The sequence below is a fragment of the Phenylobacterium sp. genome (assembly GCF_036563385.1).
GTDB lineage: Bacteria > Pseudomonadota > Alphaproteobacteria > Caulobacterales > Caulobacteraceae > Phenylobacterium.
Genome location: NZ_DATCML010000019.1, coordinates 23,612 through 37,600 on the forward strand (window position 1 = coordinate 23,612; position 13,989 = coordinate 37,600).

Here is a 13,989-nt window from a genome sequence, read left to right on the forward strand (position 1 = left end):
GCCCGCTGCCGCGCCGTCCCCGCGCCAATTTCCGACAGATCGCCCCGTCTGAACAGCCGAGTTCGGCGGGGATTACAGAGATGTCACACTTCAGGGCCGCGCTTCTGATCACGGTTTTCACGGGCACGCCCGTCCTGGCGCAGGAGAGCGCCGTGCGGTCCGCTGCCGACGCCTTCGGCGAGCGGGTGGGGATCGAGCAACTGGGCCTCTACTCCGAGGGCCAGGTGCGCGGCTTCGACCTGCAGTCGTCGGGGGCCTACCGGATCGACGACGCCTACTTCGCGCGGGCCGCGCCGCTGAACGATCCGGTGCTGGCCGGCGTGGGCGTGCGGGTGGGGGTGAACGCCGCCCGGCTGGCCTATCCCGCGCCCTCGGGCGTGGTGACCTACCGGCTGCGGGAGCCTGGCCCGCGCAACAGCCTGACGGTGGGCGGCGGCTTCCGCGACTATGGCACCCAGACGCTGGAGGCCAACGGCTCGTGGTCGAGCGAGGGCGGCGAGGTCGGCGTGGCCGGCGGCGTGGTCTGGCGGCCCCAGGCCAACTGGGGGGCGGGGACGCAGGGCAAGGCGGTCGACGCCGGGCTGGTGGGGCGCTGGCGCATCTCGGAGAACCAGACGCTGCGCGCCTTCGCCTCGTTCTACGACCGCGCCTATGACGGGGACTACGGGATGAAGGCCGCAGAGCCGCGCGTGCCCCCCGCCGCCGAGCCGTTCCGCAACTACTCGCCCGAGTGGGCCAGGGTCGCGGCGACCAACACCAACTTCGGCGTCCTCTACGCGGCCGAGGCGGGCGGTTGGTCGCTGGGGGCATCGGCGTTCCGCTCGATCTACGACGCCGACCGGCAGGACTTCACCCTGGTGAGCGTCGATGATCTGGGCCAGGCCTCGGCGGTCCTGTTCCTCAGTCCGGGCAAGACCAACGTCTCGGACTCCGGCGAGGTGAAGCTGAGCCGGGTGTTCACGACCGGATCGCTGAGCCACCTGGTGAGCGCGTCCCTGCGCGGCCGACGCAGCGAGGTCGACCTGGCCACCACCGTGCCCGTGACGCTGGGCGCCTTCCGGTTCGAGGACGAGACGCCGCAGGGCGCCGAGCCGGTCTGGGCCGGAGCGCGCGGCCTCGACACCGTCGAGCAGGTGACCGCCTCGGTGGGCTACGGGCTCGCCTGGGCGGACCGGCTGCAGCTGCGGCTGGGGGCCCACCGGACGCGCTACGACAAGCAGGTGCGCACGCTGGCCGGCGGGGACACCCGCGGCAAGGACGAGACGACCCTGTGGAACGCCTCGGTGGTGTGGAGCCCGACCGCGCGGACCAGCCTGTTCGGCAGCTGGGTGACGGGGCTGGAAGAGAACGGCCTGGCGCCCAACACCGCCACCAACCGCAACGAGGTGCTCTCGCCCGTGGAGGCCGAGCAGTTCGAGCTGGGGGTGCGCCAGGCGGTGACCCCGCAACTGACCTTCATCGGGGCGGTCTTCGACGTCTCCAAGCCGACGATGGGCTTCCGGGCCGACGGCTCGTTCGGGCTGGTGGGCCGGGTGGCGCACCGCGGCGTGGAGGCGTCCCTGGCCGGCCAGGTCGACGAGAAGACCAGCGTGGTGATGGGCGCGGTCGCCTTCCAGCCGAAGGTCAGCGGGCCGCTGGTGGACGCCGGCGTCGTGGGGCCGCGGGCCGCCGGCCTGTCCGACGTGGTCGTCAACGCCAGCGTGGAGCGGCAGGTGGGCGACGGCTGGAGCCTGGACGCCCAGCTCAGCTGGTACAGCGCCCGGTGGGCCGACACCCAGAACACCTTCCGGACGCCGGACGTGACCCAGCTGAACCTCGGCGCCCGACGGCGCTTCACGCTGGGCGAGCGGCCGGCGCAGTTCCGTGTGCTCGCCTCCAACGTGACCGGGACGGAGGGCTATTGGGCCTCGCCGTCGACCACCCTGTGGCCGATCGCCGGGCGGACCGTGCGGGCGCTGTTCAGCGTGACTTTCGGCGGCTAGGGCGCCGCCACCGACAGCCTAGGCCGCGACCGCCTCGGCCGCGGCGGCGCCCACCTCCACCTCGACGTCCATGCCCAGGTAATCGGCGGGGTCCCCTGACCACGCGCCCTGCAGCGGCAAGGCGTGCAGCGGATTGGCGACCACCGCCACGCGGATCAGGTCGGCGGCGCCCACTGTCCCGTTGGTCGGGTCGAGGTCGACCCAGCCGCAGCCGGGCACGTGGGCCCGGACCCAGGCGTGGGTATGGCCGGCCGCGGCCGGCTCGCGGGCCGCGGCGCTGTAGAGGTAGCCGGACACGAAGCGCGCGGGGACGCCCAGGCTGCGCACCGCCGCCATCATCAGGACGGCGAAGTCGCGGCAGCTGCCGCCCTTGGCCTCCAGCGTCTCGTCGGGCGTGCGGGGACCGCCATCGAGCCGCACGCCATAGGCGAAGTCGCGGCGAATGGCCTGGCTCATCTCGGTGAGCACCGGCAGCAGCAGGGGCCGGCCCTTGCGGCTGAGGAAGCGGCTCGCCCACTGGGCGGCGGCGCCTTCCACGCGCCGGGCCGCCGGGTCGACGATGGCGTCGGAGATCAGCTTGGAGACCGGCTGCGGCCGATGGTCCACCAGCACCCGGCTCTCGAACACCAGCTCGTCGGACAGCGCGCCGAACTGCGCCACGCCCACCTGTGCGCCATAGGCGTCCTGCACGTGCTCGACGGCGTGCGGCTCGGGCGTGATGTCGAGGGCGGCGGAGATCACCCGCTGGTCCGGGCCGTCCAGAGGACGGAACATCATCCTGTGCTCGCCGAACGCCACGGGGCGGCGATAGCGGTAGGCGGTGCGGTGGCGGATCGAGACGACCGGCATCCTTGAACTGTTCAGGCGATTCCGCCGCCCCGTCCACGCGAGCGGGGCTGTGACTTGGCCGAAGGATCGGCTATCCGTGCCGCGCTTCGGAGGGAGCCCCAGATGGCCCGCGTCTATGTCCTCAACGGACCGAACCTGAACCTGCTCGGCCTGCGCGAGCCGGAGATCTACGGTCGCGACACCCTGGCCGACGTGGAGGCCCGCTGCCGCCAGATCGCCGAGCGCGAGGGCTTCGAGCTTGAGTTCCGGCAGACCAACCGCGAGTACGAGATGGTCGACTGGATCCAGGAGGCGCGCCAGTCCGCCGGCGTGGTGATCAACCCGGCGGGGCTGAGCTACAATTCCGTGCCGGTGCTCGACGCGCTGAAGATGTGCGAATGCCCGGTGGTCGAGGTGCACATCTCGAACATTCACAAGCGGGCGGAGACCGAGGCCCGCTGGCGCGCCGACAGCCTGATGAGCGCGGCGGCCACCGGCGTGATCGCGGGCCTGGGCGTCGCGGGCTACGAACTGGCTGTGGAGTACGTCGCGCGGCGTCTGGCGGCGCGATGATCCTCACCCTCTCCTGCCCGGACCGCACGGGGATCGTCGCCCGGGTCGCGGCGCTGCTCTACGAGCGCGGCGCCAACATCGTCGACGCCCAGCAATACGACGACGCCGAGACCGGCCGGTTCTTCATGCGCGTGGTGTTCGACCTGGCGGCGGGCGACGAGCTGGAGGCCTTGCGCGGCGCCTTCGGCGAGCTGGCGGCCCAGCTGTCCATGGACTGGACCCTGCGCGATCCCGCGCAGAAGCGGCGGGTGATGATCCTCGCCTCGCAGACCGACCACTGCCTGGCCGACCTGATCTGGCGCTGGCGGCAGGGCGAGCTGCCCATGGACATCTCCGCCGTGGTTTCGAACCATCCGGCCGCCACCTTCCCGCACACCGACCTGAAGGGCATCGCCTTCCACCACCTGCCGGTGACGCCGGACACCAAGGCTGCGCAGGAAGCCCAGCTCTGGGCGCTGATCCAGGAGACCCGGACCGACCTCGTGATCCTCGCCCGCTACATGCAGGTGCTGTCGGACGGGCTGTCGGCCAGGCTGGAAGGCCGCTGCATCAACATCCACCACTCGTTCCTGCCCGGTTTCAAGGGCGCGCGGCCCTACCACCAGGCCCACGCCCGCGGCGTGAAGCTGATCGGCGCCACGGCCCACTTCGTCACCGCCGACCTCGATGAAGGCCCGATCATCGAACAGGACGTGGAGCGGATCAGCCACCGCGACACCCCCGCCGCCCTGGTCCGCAAGGGCCGGGACATCGAGCGCCGCGTGCTCGCCCGCGCCGTTCGCTGGACCCTCGAGGACCGCGTCCTGCTGAACGGCCGCAAGACGGTGGTCTTCACGGACTAGAGACGGCCAGTTGGTGGGGACACCGGGGGTCGAACCCGGACGGATTGCTCCGAGCGATTTTAAGTCGCTTGCGTCTACCAGTTTCGCCATGTCCCCGGCGGCCTGAGGGTTACCGGCAAAGCCCCCGGCCGTCGAGGCGCGGGGCGCCTAGAGGCGCCGCCCGAGCAGCTTCTCCACCTCGCGGCGCTCCCAGGCCCCGTCGAGGAAAGAGATCCTGTTGAAGACCGCCAGCGCGTGCAGGCCCACGGCGGGACCCCAGGCGAGCAGGACCCACAGGCACCAGAGCTGGTCGGGGGTGGTCAGCAGGTTGCCGATCACGAACATCGGCATCAGCACGACGAACTGGATCAGGTGGACCCAGAACTCCTTGACCTTGCGCACCCGGGCGAGCGCCAGGGCTTCTTCGGTGGGCAGGTCGGCGGATTTGGGATCGGACATCGCGGTCTCCTGAAGTCGAGAGAAGTCGATCTCGAAGACAGCCCCGAGCGCCTTGAGCGACTCGGGATTGGCGCGGCGCCCGCGCTCGATGCGCTGCACCGTGCGCACGCTGATCCCGGCCAGCTCGGCGAGCTGCTCCTGAGACCAGCCGCGTTGCACCCGGAGTTTCTGAACCAGCATGTCGGCTCCCTTCCGATCGACACGCGAGCACGTGGTCAACCGCGGCGAGTTGAACACGACACGGCCACGTCAGGGTAGCGACTTTCCCCCGACACAGGGTGCGACGCTCAGCCGAACACCACGTCCAGAAACATCATCGCCACGAGGCCGACCATCAGGGCCGCCGTGCTGAGGCCCTGGCGATTATCGCGGTGGGTCTCCGGGATGATCTCCGAGCTGACCACCCAGATCATGGCGCCGGCGGCGAAGCCGAGACCCCAGGGCAGCAGGCCCGTGGCCACCGAGACGGCAGCCAATCCCACGGCAGCGGCGACGGGCTCCACCAGTCCAGTAGCCAGGGCGAGGCCTACGGCGACGCTGCGCCGATAGAATGCGGCCAGCGAAGCCGCGACGGCGAGCCCTTCGGGCATGTTCTGCAGGCCGATGCCCAGGGCCACCGGCCCGCCCTTCTCCGGCCCGACGCCATAGCTGACGCCGACCGCCAGGCCCTCCGGGATGTTGTGCAAGGTGATGGCGATCACGAACAGCCAGACCCGGCTGAGGCCGGGCGCAACCGCTCCGTGGTGGCCGGCGAGGAAGTGCTCGTGCGGAGCGAGCGCGTTCAGCACGTGAAGCGCCGCGGCGCCGAGAAGCACCGCCACCACGACCACCAGCGCGGCCCGAACCTCGCTGCCGGTGTTAAGCTCGGCCGCATCCAGGGCTGGAATGATCAGCGAGAAGAAGGCTGCGGCCAGCATGACGCCGGCGGCGAAGCCGAGGAATGCATTCTGCGCCTGGTCCGAAAGCTTGCGGACCATCAGCAGCGGCAAGGCGCCGACTCCGGTGGCCACTCCTGCGGCTAGGCTGGCCAGCACGCCGGTTGCGATAAGGTTCACGCGGTCTCCCTGAGGCGGCCCTGCAGTGGGTCCGGCCTCAGGGACGCGCGCGGCGGCGGGAGGTTCCGCCGCGCCTGGCTCAGACCCGTTCGACGATGATCGCCGGAGCCATGCCGCCGGCGGCGCACATGGTCACCAGGCCGCGCTTCAGGTCGCGGCGCTCCAGCTCGTCGACGATGGTGCCGATCAGGATGGACCCGGTGGCGCCGATCGGGTGGCCGAGCGCCATGGCCCCGCCGTTCACATTGACCTTCTCGCGGTCGAGGTTGAGGTCGCGGATGAACTTCTCGGCGACCACGGCGAAGGCCTCGTTGATCTCCCAAAGGTCGATGTCGTCGGGGGTGAGGCCCGCCTTCTTCAGCACCTTCTTGGCGGCGGGGACCGGGGCATTGAGCATCAGCGTCGGGCTGTCGCCCACATTGGCCATGGCGACCACGCGGGCGCGCGGCTTGAGCCCGTTCCTGGCCGCGTACTCCGGCGAGGCCAGCAGCACGGCCGCGGCGCCGTCGACCACGCCCGAGGAGTTCCCGGCATGGTGGAAGTGCTGGATCTTGAGGTCCGGATAGACCCGGTTGATCAGGCCAGCGAGCGTGGTGCCGTGGTTGTCCAGCGGCACGTTCGCCATCGCTTCGAACGACGGCTTCAGCGCCGCGAGACCTTCACGTGTGGTCTGCGGCCGCGGGAATTCCTCGCGGTCCAGCGCCACCGAGCCGTCCTCCCGGTACACCGGCACCACCGAGCGGTCGAAGCGGCCTTCTCGGATCGCCTGGTCGGCCCGCTGCTGGCTGACGTAGGCCAGCTCGTCCAGGGCTTCGCGGCTGATGCCTTCCAGGGTGGCGATGGCGTCCGCGCAGACGCCCTGGTGGGATTGCGGGTGCTTGGCGCGCAGGCGGGTGTTGCCGCTGTCGATCAGGGCCGGGCCGCCGTCAGGGCCCGTCGGGCTGGCGGTGGCGGCGGTGTAGCTCATCATCTCGGCGCCGCCGGCGATCACCAGGTCTTCCATGCCCGACATGATCTGCGCCGCCGCCAGGTTCACCGCGGTGATGCCCGAGCCGCAGAAGCGGTCCAGGGTCACACCGGAGGCGCGGACGTCATAGCCGGCGTCGAGCGCCGCCATCCGGCCCATGTCGCCGCCCTGCTTGCCGCGCTGCGACGAGGTCCCCCAGATGATGTCGTCCACCTCCTCGGTCTTCAGCTGGTTGCGCTCGGCGATCGCCGCCAGGACCGTGGCCGCCAGGTGCTGCGGGTGATGGTCGGCGAGCGCCCCCTTGCCGACCTTGCCGATGCCGCGGGGCGTGCGGGCGGCGTCGATGATCAGGGCTTCGGGCATAGGCGAGGTCCTCGAAAGATGCAGGATTGTGGGCGCCACGCTGCCTGCCCGACGCCACGTCAGTCCAGCGGGCGTTTCGCCCGTCAGCGCATGCCGCCGTCCACGCGCACGATCGCGCCGGTGGTGAAGGAGGAGGCGGGGCTGGCCAGGTAGAGGGCGGTGGTCACCACCTCCTCCGGGCGTCCGGGACGTCCGAGTGCGTTGTTCGCCCGCTCGCGGGCCTCTTCGGGCCAGGCCTTGGCGATGTCGGTGAGGAAGGGGCCGGCGGAGAGGGTGTTCACCCGCACCTTGGGGCCGTACTCGTGGGCCAGCGACACCGTCATGGCGTTCAGCGCCGCCTTGGCGCCCGAATAGGGCACGGCGCCCGGCAGGGGCACGAGCGCCCCCGACGAGGAGACGTTGAGGATCACCCCGCCCTCGCCTTGCGCCATGCGGTGCGCCACCAGGCTCGCCAGGCGGAAGGGGCCCTTGAAGTTCAGGCTGACCACGCTGTCGAACAGCGCCTCGCTGACCTCGTGGCTGGGGACCGACGGGGACATGCCGGCGTTGTTCACCAGGATGTCGATGCGGCCGAACTCGGCGTAGGACCGCTCGACCAGGCCCTCCACCTGGTCCCACTTGCCCGCATGTGCCGAGACCGCCAGGGCGCGGCGGCCCATGGCCCGCACCTCCTGGGCGGCCGCCTCGCAGGCCTCGAGCTTGCGGCTGGCGATGATCACGTCCGCGCCGTGCCGCGCGAAGGCGCGGACCATCTGCAGGCCGAGCCCCCGGCTGCCGCCGGTGACCAGGGCCACCTTGCCGGAGAGGTCGAAGAGGTTGTCGGTCATGGCGCGCTCCCTTTGGCCGGAGCTTCCGAGCGCGCCGCGACGTAAGCCAAGCGGCTCAGAAGAAGGCGCGGACCCCGACCACGGCGCGCGTGTCCTCCACCGCCTCCCCTTCCGCCCGGGCGTCGTCCGCCGTGTCGCCGAACTTGCGCCGCCAGTGGACCCCCACATAGGGCGCGAAGGTCTGGCGGATCTCGTAGCGGAGGCGAAGGCCGAGCTCGATGTCGCGCAGGCCCGCGCCCTCCCCGATCGCGCGGTCCGCGCTGGCCGCCAGGTTCGCCTCGGCCCGGGGCTCCAGGATCAGCGCCTGGGTCAGGCGCAGGTCGTAGGAGCCCTCCAGCCGCGCGGAGACGTCCCCCTTGTTCGACAGGAACAGCGCGCCCTCCAGCTCGAACCAGTAGGGGGCGAGACCGTCCAGGCCGACGGTGAGGTAGGTCCGTCGCGGCCGCGGCTCGATGTCCTGCCGAACGCCGGCGTTCAGGTTGAAGTAGGGGCCGATGGCGCGTGCGTAGAGCCCCTGCACCTCCGCCTCGTGGAGGTCGCCGCCGTCCAGCTCCCCCTCGGTCTTCAGCAGCAGCCGGTGGATGTCGTCGCCGTGGGATGCGGCGCCTTCCCAGGCGAACTGGTCGCCGTCCGCGGAGGGCCGCAGCTCGAAGGTTTCGGCCATCACCTTGGACCAGCGCACGGCGCCGTGCTCGTGGCGCAGCAGGGTGCGGGCTCGGGCCATGTCGGCGGCCGGGAAGTAGCGCTCGGCGGCGTGGTCCGCGGGCGGCGGCGGCGCGGGCTCCGCGCCCACTGGCGAGGCCGGGGCGGCGTGCCCCGCATGCGGGTCTGCCGGCGCGGCAGGCATGTGGTGGCCGGCGTGCGGATCGGCGGGCGCGGCGGGCATCTGGTGGCCCGCCTGCGGATCCGCGGGCGCGGCCGGCATGTCATGACCCGCGTGCGGATCGGCCGGCGCGGCGGGCATGTGGTGGCCCGCGTGCGGATCGGCGGGCGCGGCGGGCTTGTGGCGGCCCGCGTGCGGATCGGCCGGTGCGGCGGGCATGTGGTGGCCTGCGTGCGGATCGGCGGCCACGGGCGCAGCGGCCGGCGGGTGATGGTGGGCGTGCGGGTCCTGGGCGAGCGCCGGACCGGCCAGGGCCAGCGGGGCGGCCCCGAGCATCAGAAGGCGCCTCATGCGGCGGCCCCTTCCACGGGACGCACGGTCACCACCCGGAACATGCCGGCGTGCATGTGCAGCTGCATGTGGCAGTGGAAGGCCCAGTCGCCGGGCGCGTCGGCCACAAGGTCGAAACTCGCCTTGCCGCCCGGCAGGACGTTGATGGTGTGCTTCAACGGCTGGTGCGCGCCGTGGCCGTTCACCAGGCTCATGAAGTGGCCGTGCAGGTGGATGGGGTGGGCCATCATGGTGTCGTTCACCAGGGTCACGCGGACCTTCTCGTTCAGCCGGAAGGGGATCGGCGTGCTGTCCTCGGCGTAGGTCTTGCCGTCGAAGCCCCAGATGAACCGCTCCATGTTGCCGGTCAGGTGGATCTCCAGGCTGCGTGACGGCGCGCGGACGTCAGGGTTGGGCGTCGGCGAAACCAGGTCGGCGTAGGTGAGCACCTTGTGCGGGACGCCTTCCAGGCCGGTCGGACGGTCGGCCACCCGGTCGACGGGCATCGGCGAGATCATCTGCACGCCCGGCGTCAGCGCCACCTGCGGGGCGTTCGCGGGGTCGCGCATGCCCATGGAGCCGTGGTCCATCTGGTGGGCGCCGTGCCCGCCATGGTCCATGGCGCCCATGCCCATGTCCTTCATGGTCAGCAGCGGCCGCTCGCGCAGCGGCGGGACCTCGGCGACCATGCCAGCCCGCGGCGCCAGCGTGGCGCGGGCCAAGCCGGAGCGGTCGGCGGACTCGGCCACGAAGGTATAGGCCCGATCCTCGCCCGGCTGGACGATGACGTCGTAGGTCTCGGCGTTGGCGATCTGGAACTCGTCGACCTCCACCGGCCGCACTGGCATGCCGTCAGCCTGGACGACGGTCATCTTCAGGCCGGGGATGCGCACGTTGAACATGGTCATGCCCGCGGCGTTCACGATGCGCAGGCGCACCCGTTCGCCCGGCCGGAACAGGGCCGTCCAGTTGCTCTTCGGGCCGTGGCCGTTGATCAGGTAGTGGAAGGTGTCGCCCGTGACATCGGCGATGTCGGTGGGGTCCATCCGCATCCTGGCCCAGGCCATCCGGTCCTTCAGCGGCTGGTCCTTGCCGGCCAGCAGGCCCGCCACCGTCTGCTTCTGGCGGTTGAAGAACCCCGGCTGCTGCTTCAGCCGCACCATCAGCTGGTGGGGGTGCAGGAAGCTGTGGTCGGACAGCACGATCACGTGCTCGCGGTCGTAGGGGGCGGGCTCGGCGCCGGCCGGGTCGATCACGATGGGCGCATAGTGGCCCATCATCTCCTGCATGCCCGAGTGCGAGTGGTACCAGTAGGTGCCGGCGTGCTTGATCGGGAATTCGTAGGTGAAGGTCTCGCCCGGCCGGATGCCGGGGAAGCTGACCCCCGGCACCCCGTCCATCTGGAACGGCAGCAGCAGGCCATGCCAGTGGATCGAGGTGTCCTCGTCGTGCAGGCGATTGGTCACGTGCAGGCGGACGTTCTGGCCTTCCTTCAGCCGGATCAGCGGGCCTGGGACCGTGCCGTTGATCGCCACGGCGTGGCTGCGGCGGCCGTCGATCATCGCGGCGGCGTGGCCGATGGACAGGCGGATGTCTTCGCCCTGCAAAGCATCGGGACGAGCCGCCAGGCCCGGCGTCTGGCTGCGCGCCCAGCCGGGCAGCAGGCTGGCGGCCCCAAGCGCCGCGGCGCCGGTCAGCAGGCGGCGCCGGTCGGGGGATTTCGGAAGGTCGGCCATGGCCGGTCGCGGGACTCCTGAACTGGAGGGCGGCTGATAGGGCTTCCCACCGTGGGAAGGTCAAGCGCGCATTGCCGCCGATCTCCTGAGCGCGGCGATCTCTTCACCGGCCCCTTGACCCTCCCATCATGGGAAGGTCCATCTGAATGCGGCCTCACCGAAGAGGTGGAGACCGACCATGTCCAAGACCTGCTGCGCCCCCAGCGATCACGTCGGCCACGACGCGCACCGCCACCACGGCCACGGCCACGCCCACGGCCACGATCACGGCCATGACCACGCCGCCGCGCCCGCGCATGCCGTGAAGGACCCGGTCTGCGGCATGTCCGTAGACCCGGCGACGGCCGCGCATCGCGCCGAGCACCAGGGCCAGCCGTATTATTTCTGCTCCGCCGGCTGCCGGACGAAGTTCGTTGCCGACCCGCAGCGCTACCTCTCCCCCGAGCCGGCGAAGGCTGCGCCCGCGCCGGCCGGAACCGTCTACACCTGCCCGATGCACCCGGAGGTGCGGCAGGTCGGTCCCGGCTCCTGCCCGATCTGCGGCATGGCGCTGGAGCCCGAGCTGGTCAGCGCCGAGAGCGGGCCCAATCCCGAGCTGGTCGACTTCACGCGCCGGTTCTGGGTCGGCCTGGCGCTCGCCGCGCCTGTCTTCGCGCTGGAGATGGGCGGCCACCTCACCGGCCTGACGATGCGGCTGGGCGGGCAGGCCTCGAACTGGCTCCAGCTCCTCCTGGCCACGCCCGTGGTGCTGTGGAGCGGCTGGCCGTTCTTTGAGCGCGGTTGGCGCTCTCTCGTCACCCGCAAACTCAACATGTTCACCCTGATCGCCATGGGCACCGGGGTCGCCTGGCTCTACAGCGTCGCGGCGACCCTCGCGCCGGGCGCCTTTCCGGACGCCTTCCGGCGGCATGACGGCACGGTGGCCATCTATTTCGAGGCCGCCGCGGTGATCACCGTCCTGGTGCTGCTGGGTCAGCTGCTGGAGCTGCGCGCCCGAGAGCAGACGTCAGGCGCCATCAAGGCGCTGCTGGACCTCGCCCCGAAGACGGCCCGGCGGGTGCGCCAGGACGGCGCCGACGAGGAGGTCACGCTCGACCGGATCGCGGTCGGCGACCGCCTGCGGGTTCGGCCCGGCGAGAAGGTCCCGGTGGACGGCGAGGTGCTGGAAGGCCGGGTCGCGATCGACGAGTCCATGGTCACCGGGGAGTCCATGCCGATCACCAAGTCGCCTGGCGACAAGGTGGTCGGCGGGGCGATCAACAAGACCGGCTCCTTCGTCATGCGCGCCGAGAAGGTGGGCGCCGACAGCCTGCTGTCGCAGATCGTCCAGATGGTCGCCCAGGCGCAGCGCAGCCGGGCGCCGATCCAGCGCCTGGCCGACCAGGTGTCCGGCTGGTTCACACCCGCGGTGATCGGCGTGGCGCTGCTGGCATTCGCCGGCTGGGCGCTGTTCGGCGCCGAGTCGCCGTACGCCACCGGCCTGGTGGCGGCGGTCTCGGTGCTGATCATCGCCTGTCCCTGCGCCCTGGGGCTGGCCACGCCGATCTCGATCATGGTCGGGGTGGGGCGCGGGGCGCAGGCGGGCGTGCTGATCAAGAACGCCGAGGCCCTGGAGCGCTTCGAGACCCTCGACACCCTGGTGGTCGACAAGACCGGCACCCTCACCGAAGGACGCCCGGCGGTGACAGCCATCAGCACGGTCGCGGGCTTCGGCGAGACCGAGGCGCTGCGGCTCGCCGCCAGCCTGGAGCGCGGCAGCGAGCATCCGCTGGCCGACGCCATCGTGCGCGCCGCCGCCGAACGCGGCCTCGCGCTCTCCGAACCCAAGGCCTTCGACTCTCCGGTCGGAAAGGGCGTCATGGGGGAGGTGGACGGGCGTCGCGTCGTCCTGGGCTCGGGCAGGTTCCTGCAGGAACTGGGGGTCGACGGCAGCGGGCTGGAGGGGCAGGCCGAGGCCCTCCGCGCCCAGGGGGCGACCGCCATCTTCATGGCGGTGGACGGTCGGGCCGCAGCCGTGCTCGGCCTCGCCGACCCGGTGAAGGCCACCACCGCCGAGGCCGTCCGCGCGCTGAAGGCCGGGGGCGTGCGCCTGGTGATGATGACCGGTGACAACCGCACGACGGCGCTGGCGGTGGCGCGCACGCTGGGCATCGACGAGGTCGAGGCCGAGGTCCTGCCGCAGGACAAGGCGGCCGTGGTCCAGGCGCTTCGCGCCGCCGGCCGCCGGGTGGGCATGGCGGGCGACGGGGTCAACGACGCCCCGGCGCTCGCCGCGGCCGACGTGGGCATCGCCATGGGGGCGGGCGCCGACGTGGCGATCGAGAGCGCCGGCGTCACCCTGCTGCACGGCGACCTGCAGGGCATCGTGCGGGCCCGGCGGCTGTCGCGCGCGGTGATGCGCAACATCCGGCAGAACCTGTTCTTCGCCTTCGTCTACAACGCCGCCGGCGTGCCGATCGCGGCCGGCCTGCTCTATCCGCTCTTCGGCTGGATGCTGTCGCCGCCCGTGGCCGCCGCGGCCATGGCGCTCTCCAGCGTCAGCGTCATCGGCAACGCCCTTCGCCTGCGCGGCGTGCGGCTGTAGGAGGATCGCCCATGAACATCGGCCAGGCCGCGCGCGCCAGCGGCGTCACCGCCAAGATGATCCGCTACTACGACGAGATCGGTCTCGTGCGGCCCTCCGCGCGCACGGAGTCGAACTACCGGGAATACGACGATCGGCAGATCAACGAGCTGAAGTTCATCCGCCGCGCCCGCAGCCTCGGCTTCTCCATGGAGGAGATCACCCGCCTGCTGTCGCTCTGGCGCGACCGGGGCCGCCCGAGCCGGGAGGTCAAGGCCATCGCCGACAAGCACATCGCCGACCTCGACGCGCGCATCGCGGAAATGCAGGCCATGGCCGAGACCCTGCGCCATCTGTCGCATTGCTGCGCGGGCGACGACCGGCCCGACTGCCCGATCCTGGCCGACCTGACGGAAGGCTCGGCCCCTAGCGATCCGCCGGCCCACCGCCCCAGACGCGCCTGAGCACCAGCGCCGCGGCCTCGGCCGCCTCGGCGCCCCGTTCGGCCTGGATCGCCTTCAGGCGCTCCACCGCGCGGAGCAGGACGGCCGCCTCCTCCTCGGTGGCCCCGCCGTTCTCCAGCACCAGCTCGCGCACGTGCCGCAGGGCCTCGGGGCAGAGGGGTTCCGGATCTCCATCGCTCACGCGCGGGCTATAGCCGA

Annotated in this window: 13 protein-coding genes and 1 tRNA gene; 5 read left to right on the forward strand and 9 right to left on the reverse strand. The window is 71.6% G+C overall.

The genetic code is table 11. The annotated features are described in order from the left end of the window. The first annotated feature begins 80 nt into the window (after positions 1-80). Positions 81-1,982 (forward strand): TonB-dependent receptor domain-containing protein, encoded by a 1,902-nt coding sequence (locus VIL67_RS19260; RefSeq protein ID WP_332050546.1) that lies wholly within the window; start codon positions 81-83, stop codon positions 1,980-1,982. A gap of 18 nt (positions 1,983-2,000) precedes the next feature. Here the strand turns inward: VIL67_RS19260 and VIL67_RS19265 are convergent, their stop codons facing one another. Further along, positions 2,001-2,831: a transglutaminase family protein gene (locus tag VIL67_RS19265; RefSeq protein ID WP_332050547.1), complete on the reverse strand. Its 831-nt coding sequence runs from the start codon at positions 2,829-2,831 to the stop codon at positions 2,001-2,003. Between the two features lie 102 nt (positions 2,832-2,933). Between VIL67_RS19265 and VIL67_RS19270 the strand changes: the two genes are divergently transcribed. Beyond that, positions 2,934-3,383, forward strand: coding sequence for a type II 3-dehydroquinate dehydratase (locus VIL67_RS19270; RefSeq protein ID WP_332050548.1), 450 nt, complete (start codon positions 2,934-2,936; stop codon positions 3,381-3,383). Beyond that, positions 3,380-4,225 carry a formyltetrahydrofolate deformylase gene (purU, locus tag VIL67_RS19275; protein WP_332050549.1) on the forward strand — a complete coding sequence of 282 codons (846 nt, stop codon included), beginning with the start codon at positions 3,380-3,382 and terminating at the stop codon, positions 4,223-4,225. The genes VIL67_RS19270 and purU overlap by 4 nt, the downstream gene beginning before the upstream one ends. Positions 4,226-4,236: 11 nt before the next feature. Here purU and VIL67_RS19280 read toward each other — a convergent pair. From VIL67_RS19280 to VIL67_RS19310, 7 genes are all read right to left on the reverse strand, one after another. Further along, a tRNA-Leu gene (locus VIL67_RS19280) sits at positions 4,237-4,321 on the reverse strand. Positions 4,322-4,372: 51 nt separating this feature from the next. Further along, the gene (locus VIL67_RS19285; RefSeq protein WP_332050550.1) at positions 4,373-4,843 is read right to left on the reverse strand and encodes a helix-turn-helix domain-containing protein; all 471 of its coding nucleotides are present in this window, start codon (positions 4,841-4,843) and stop codon (positions 4,373-4,375) included. Positions 4,844-4,950: 107 nt separating this feature from the next. Then, a complete protein-coding gene (locus VIL67_RS19290) occupies positions 4,951-5,718 on the reverse strand; it encodes a ZIP family metal transporter (RefSeq protein ID WP_332050551.1) in 768 nt (255 codons plus the stop codon). Between the two features lie 79 nt (positions 5,719-5,797). Continuing rightward, entirely contained in the window at positions 5,798-7,048 is a 1,251-nt protein-coding gene (locus VIL67_RS19295) for an acetyl-CoA C-acetyltransferase (protein WP_332050552.1), read from the reverse strand. Between the two features lie 83 nt (positions 7,049-7,131). Further along, a complete protein-coding gene (locus VIL67_RS19300; RefSeq protein ID WP_332050553.1) occupies positions 7,132-7,875 on the reverse strand; it encodes an SDR family NAD(P)-dependent oxidoreductase in 744 nt (247 codons plus the stop codon). A 55-nt stretch (positions 7,876-7,930) separates the two neighbouring features. Continuing rightward, on the reverse strand, positions 7,931-9,049 hold the full coding sequence (locus VIL67_RS19305; RefSeq protein WP_332050554.1) for a copper resistance protein B: 1,119 nt from the start codon (positions 9,047-9,049) through the stop codon (positions 7,931-7,933). Beyond that, positions 9,046-10,764, reverse strand: a complete 1,719-nt coding sequence (locus VIL67_RS19310; RefSeq protein ID WP_332050555.1) for a copper resistance system multicopper oxidase — start codon at positions 10,762-10,764, stop codon at positions 9,046-9,048. The genes VIL67_RS19305 and VIL67_RS19310 overlap by 4 nt, the downstream gene beginning before the upstream one ends. A gap of 178 nt (positions 10,765-10,942) precedes the next feature. On the opposite strand from VIL67_RS19310, the gene VIL67_RS19315 reads away from it, so the two are divergent. Together VIL67_RS19315 and cueR are read left to right on the forward strand one after the other, a co-directional pair. Then, on the forward strand, positions 10,943-13,348 hold the full coding sequence (locus VIL67_RS19315) for a heavy metal translocating P-type ATPase (RefSeq protein ID WP_332050556.1): 2,406 nt from the start codon (positions 10,943-10,945) through the stop codon (positions 13,346-13,348). Positions 13,349-13,359: 11 nt separating this feature from the next. Further along, positions 13,360-13,791: a Cu(I)-responsive transcriptional regulator gene (gene cueR, locus VIL67_RS19320; RefSeq protein WP_332050557.1), complete on the forward strand. Its 432-nt coding sequence runs from the start codon at positions 13,360-13,362 to the stop codon at positions 13,789-13,791. Here the strand turns inward: cueR and VIL67_RS19325 are convergent. Continuing rightward, positions 13,754-13,972: a hypothetical protein gene (locus tag VIL67_RS19325; RefSeq protein WP_332050558.1), complete on the reverse strand. Its 219-nt coding sequence runs from the start codon at positions 13,970-13,972 to the stop codon at positions 13,754-13,756. The two genes, cueR and VIL67_RS19325, sit on opposite strands and share 38 nt — an antisense overlap. Between the last annotated feature and the right edge of the window lie 17 nt (positions 13,973-13,989).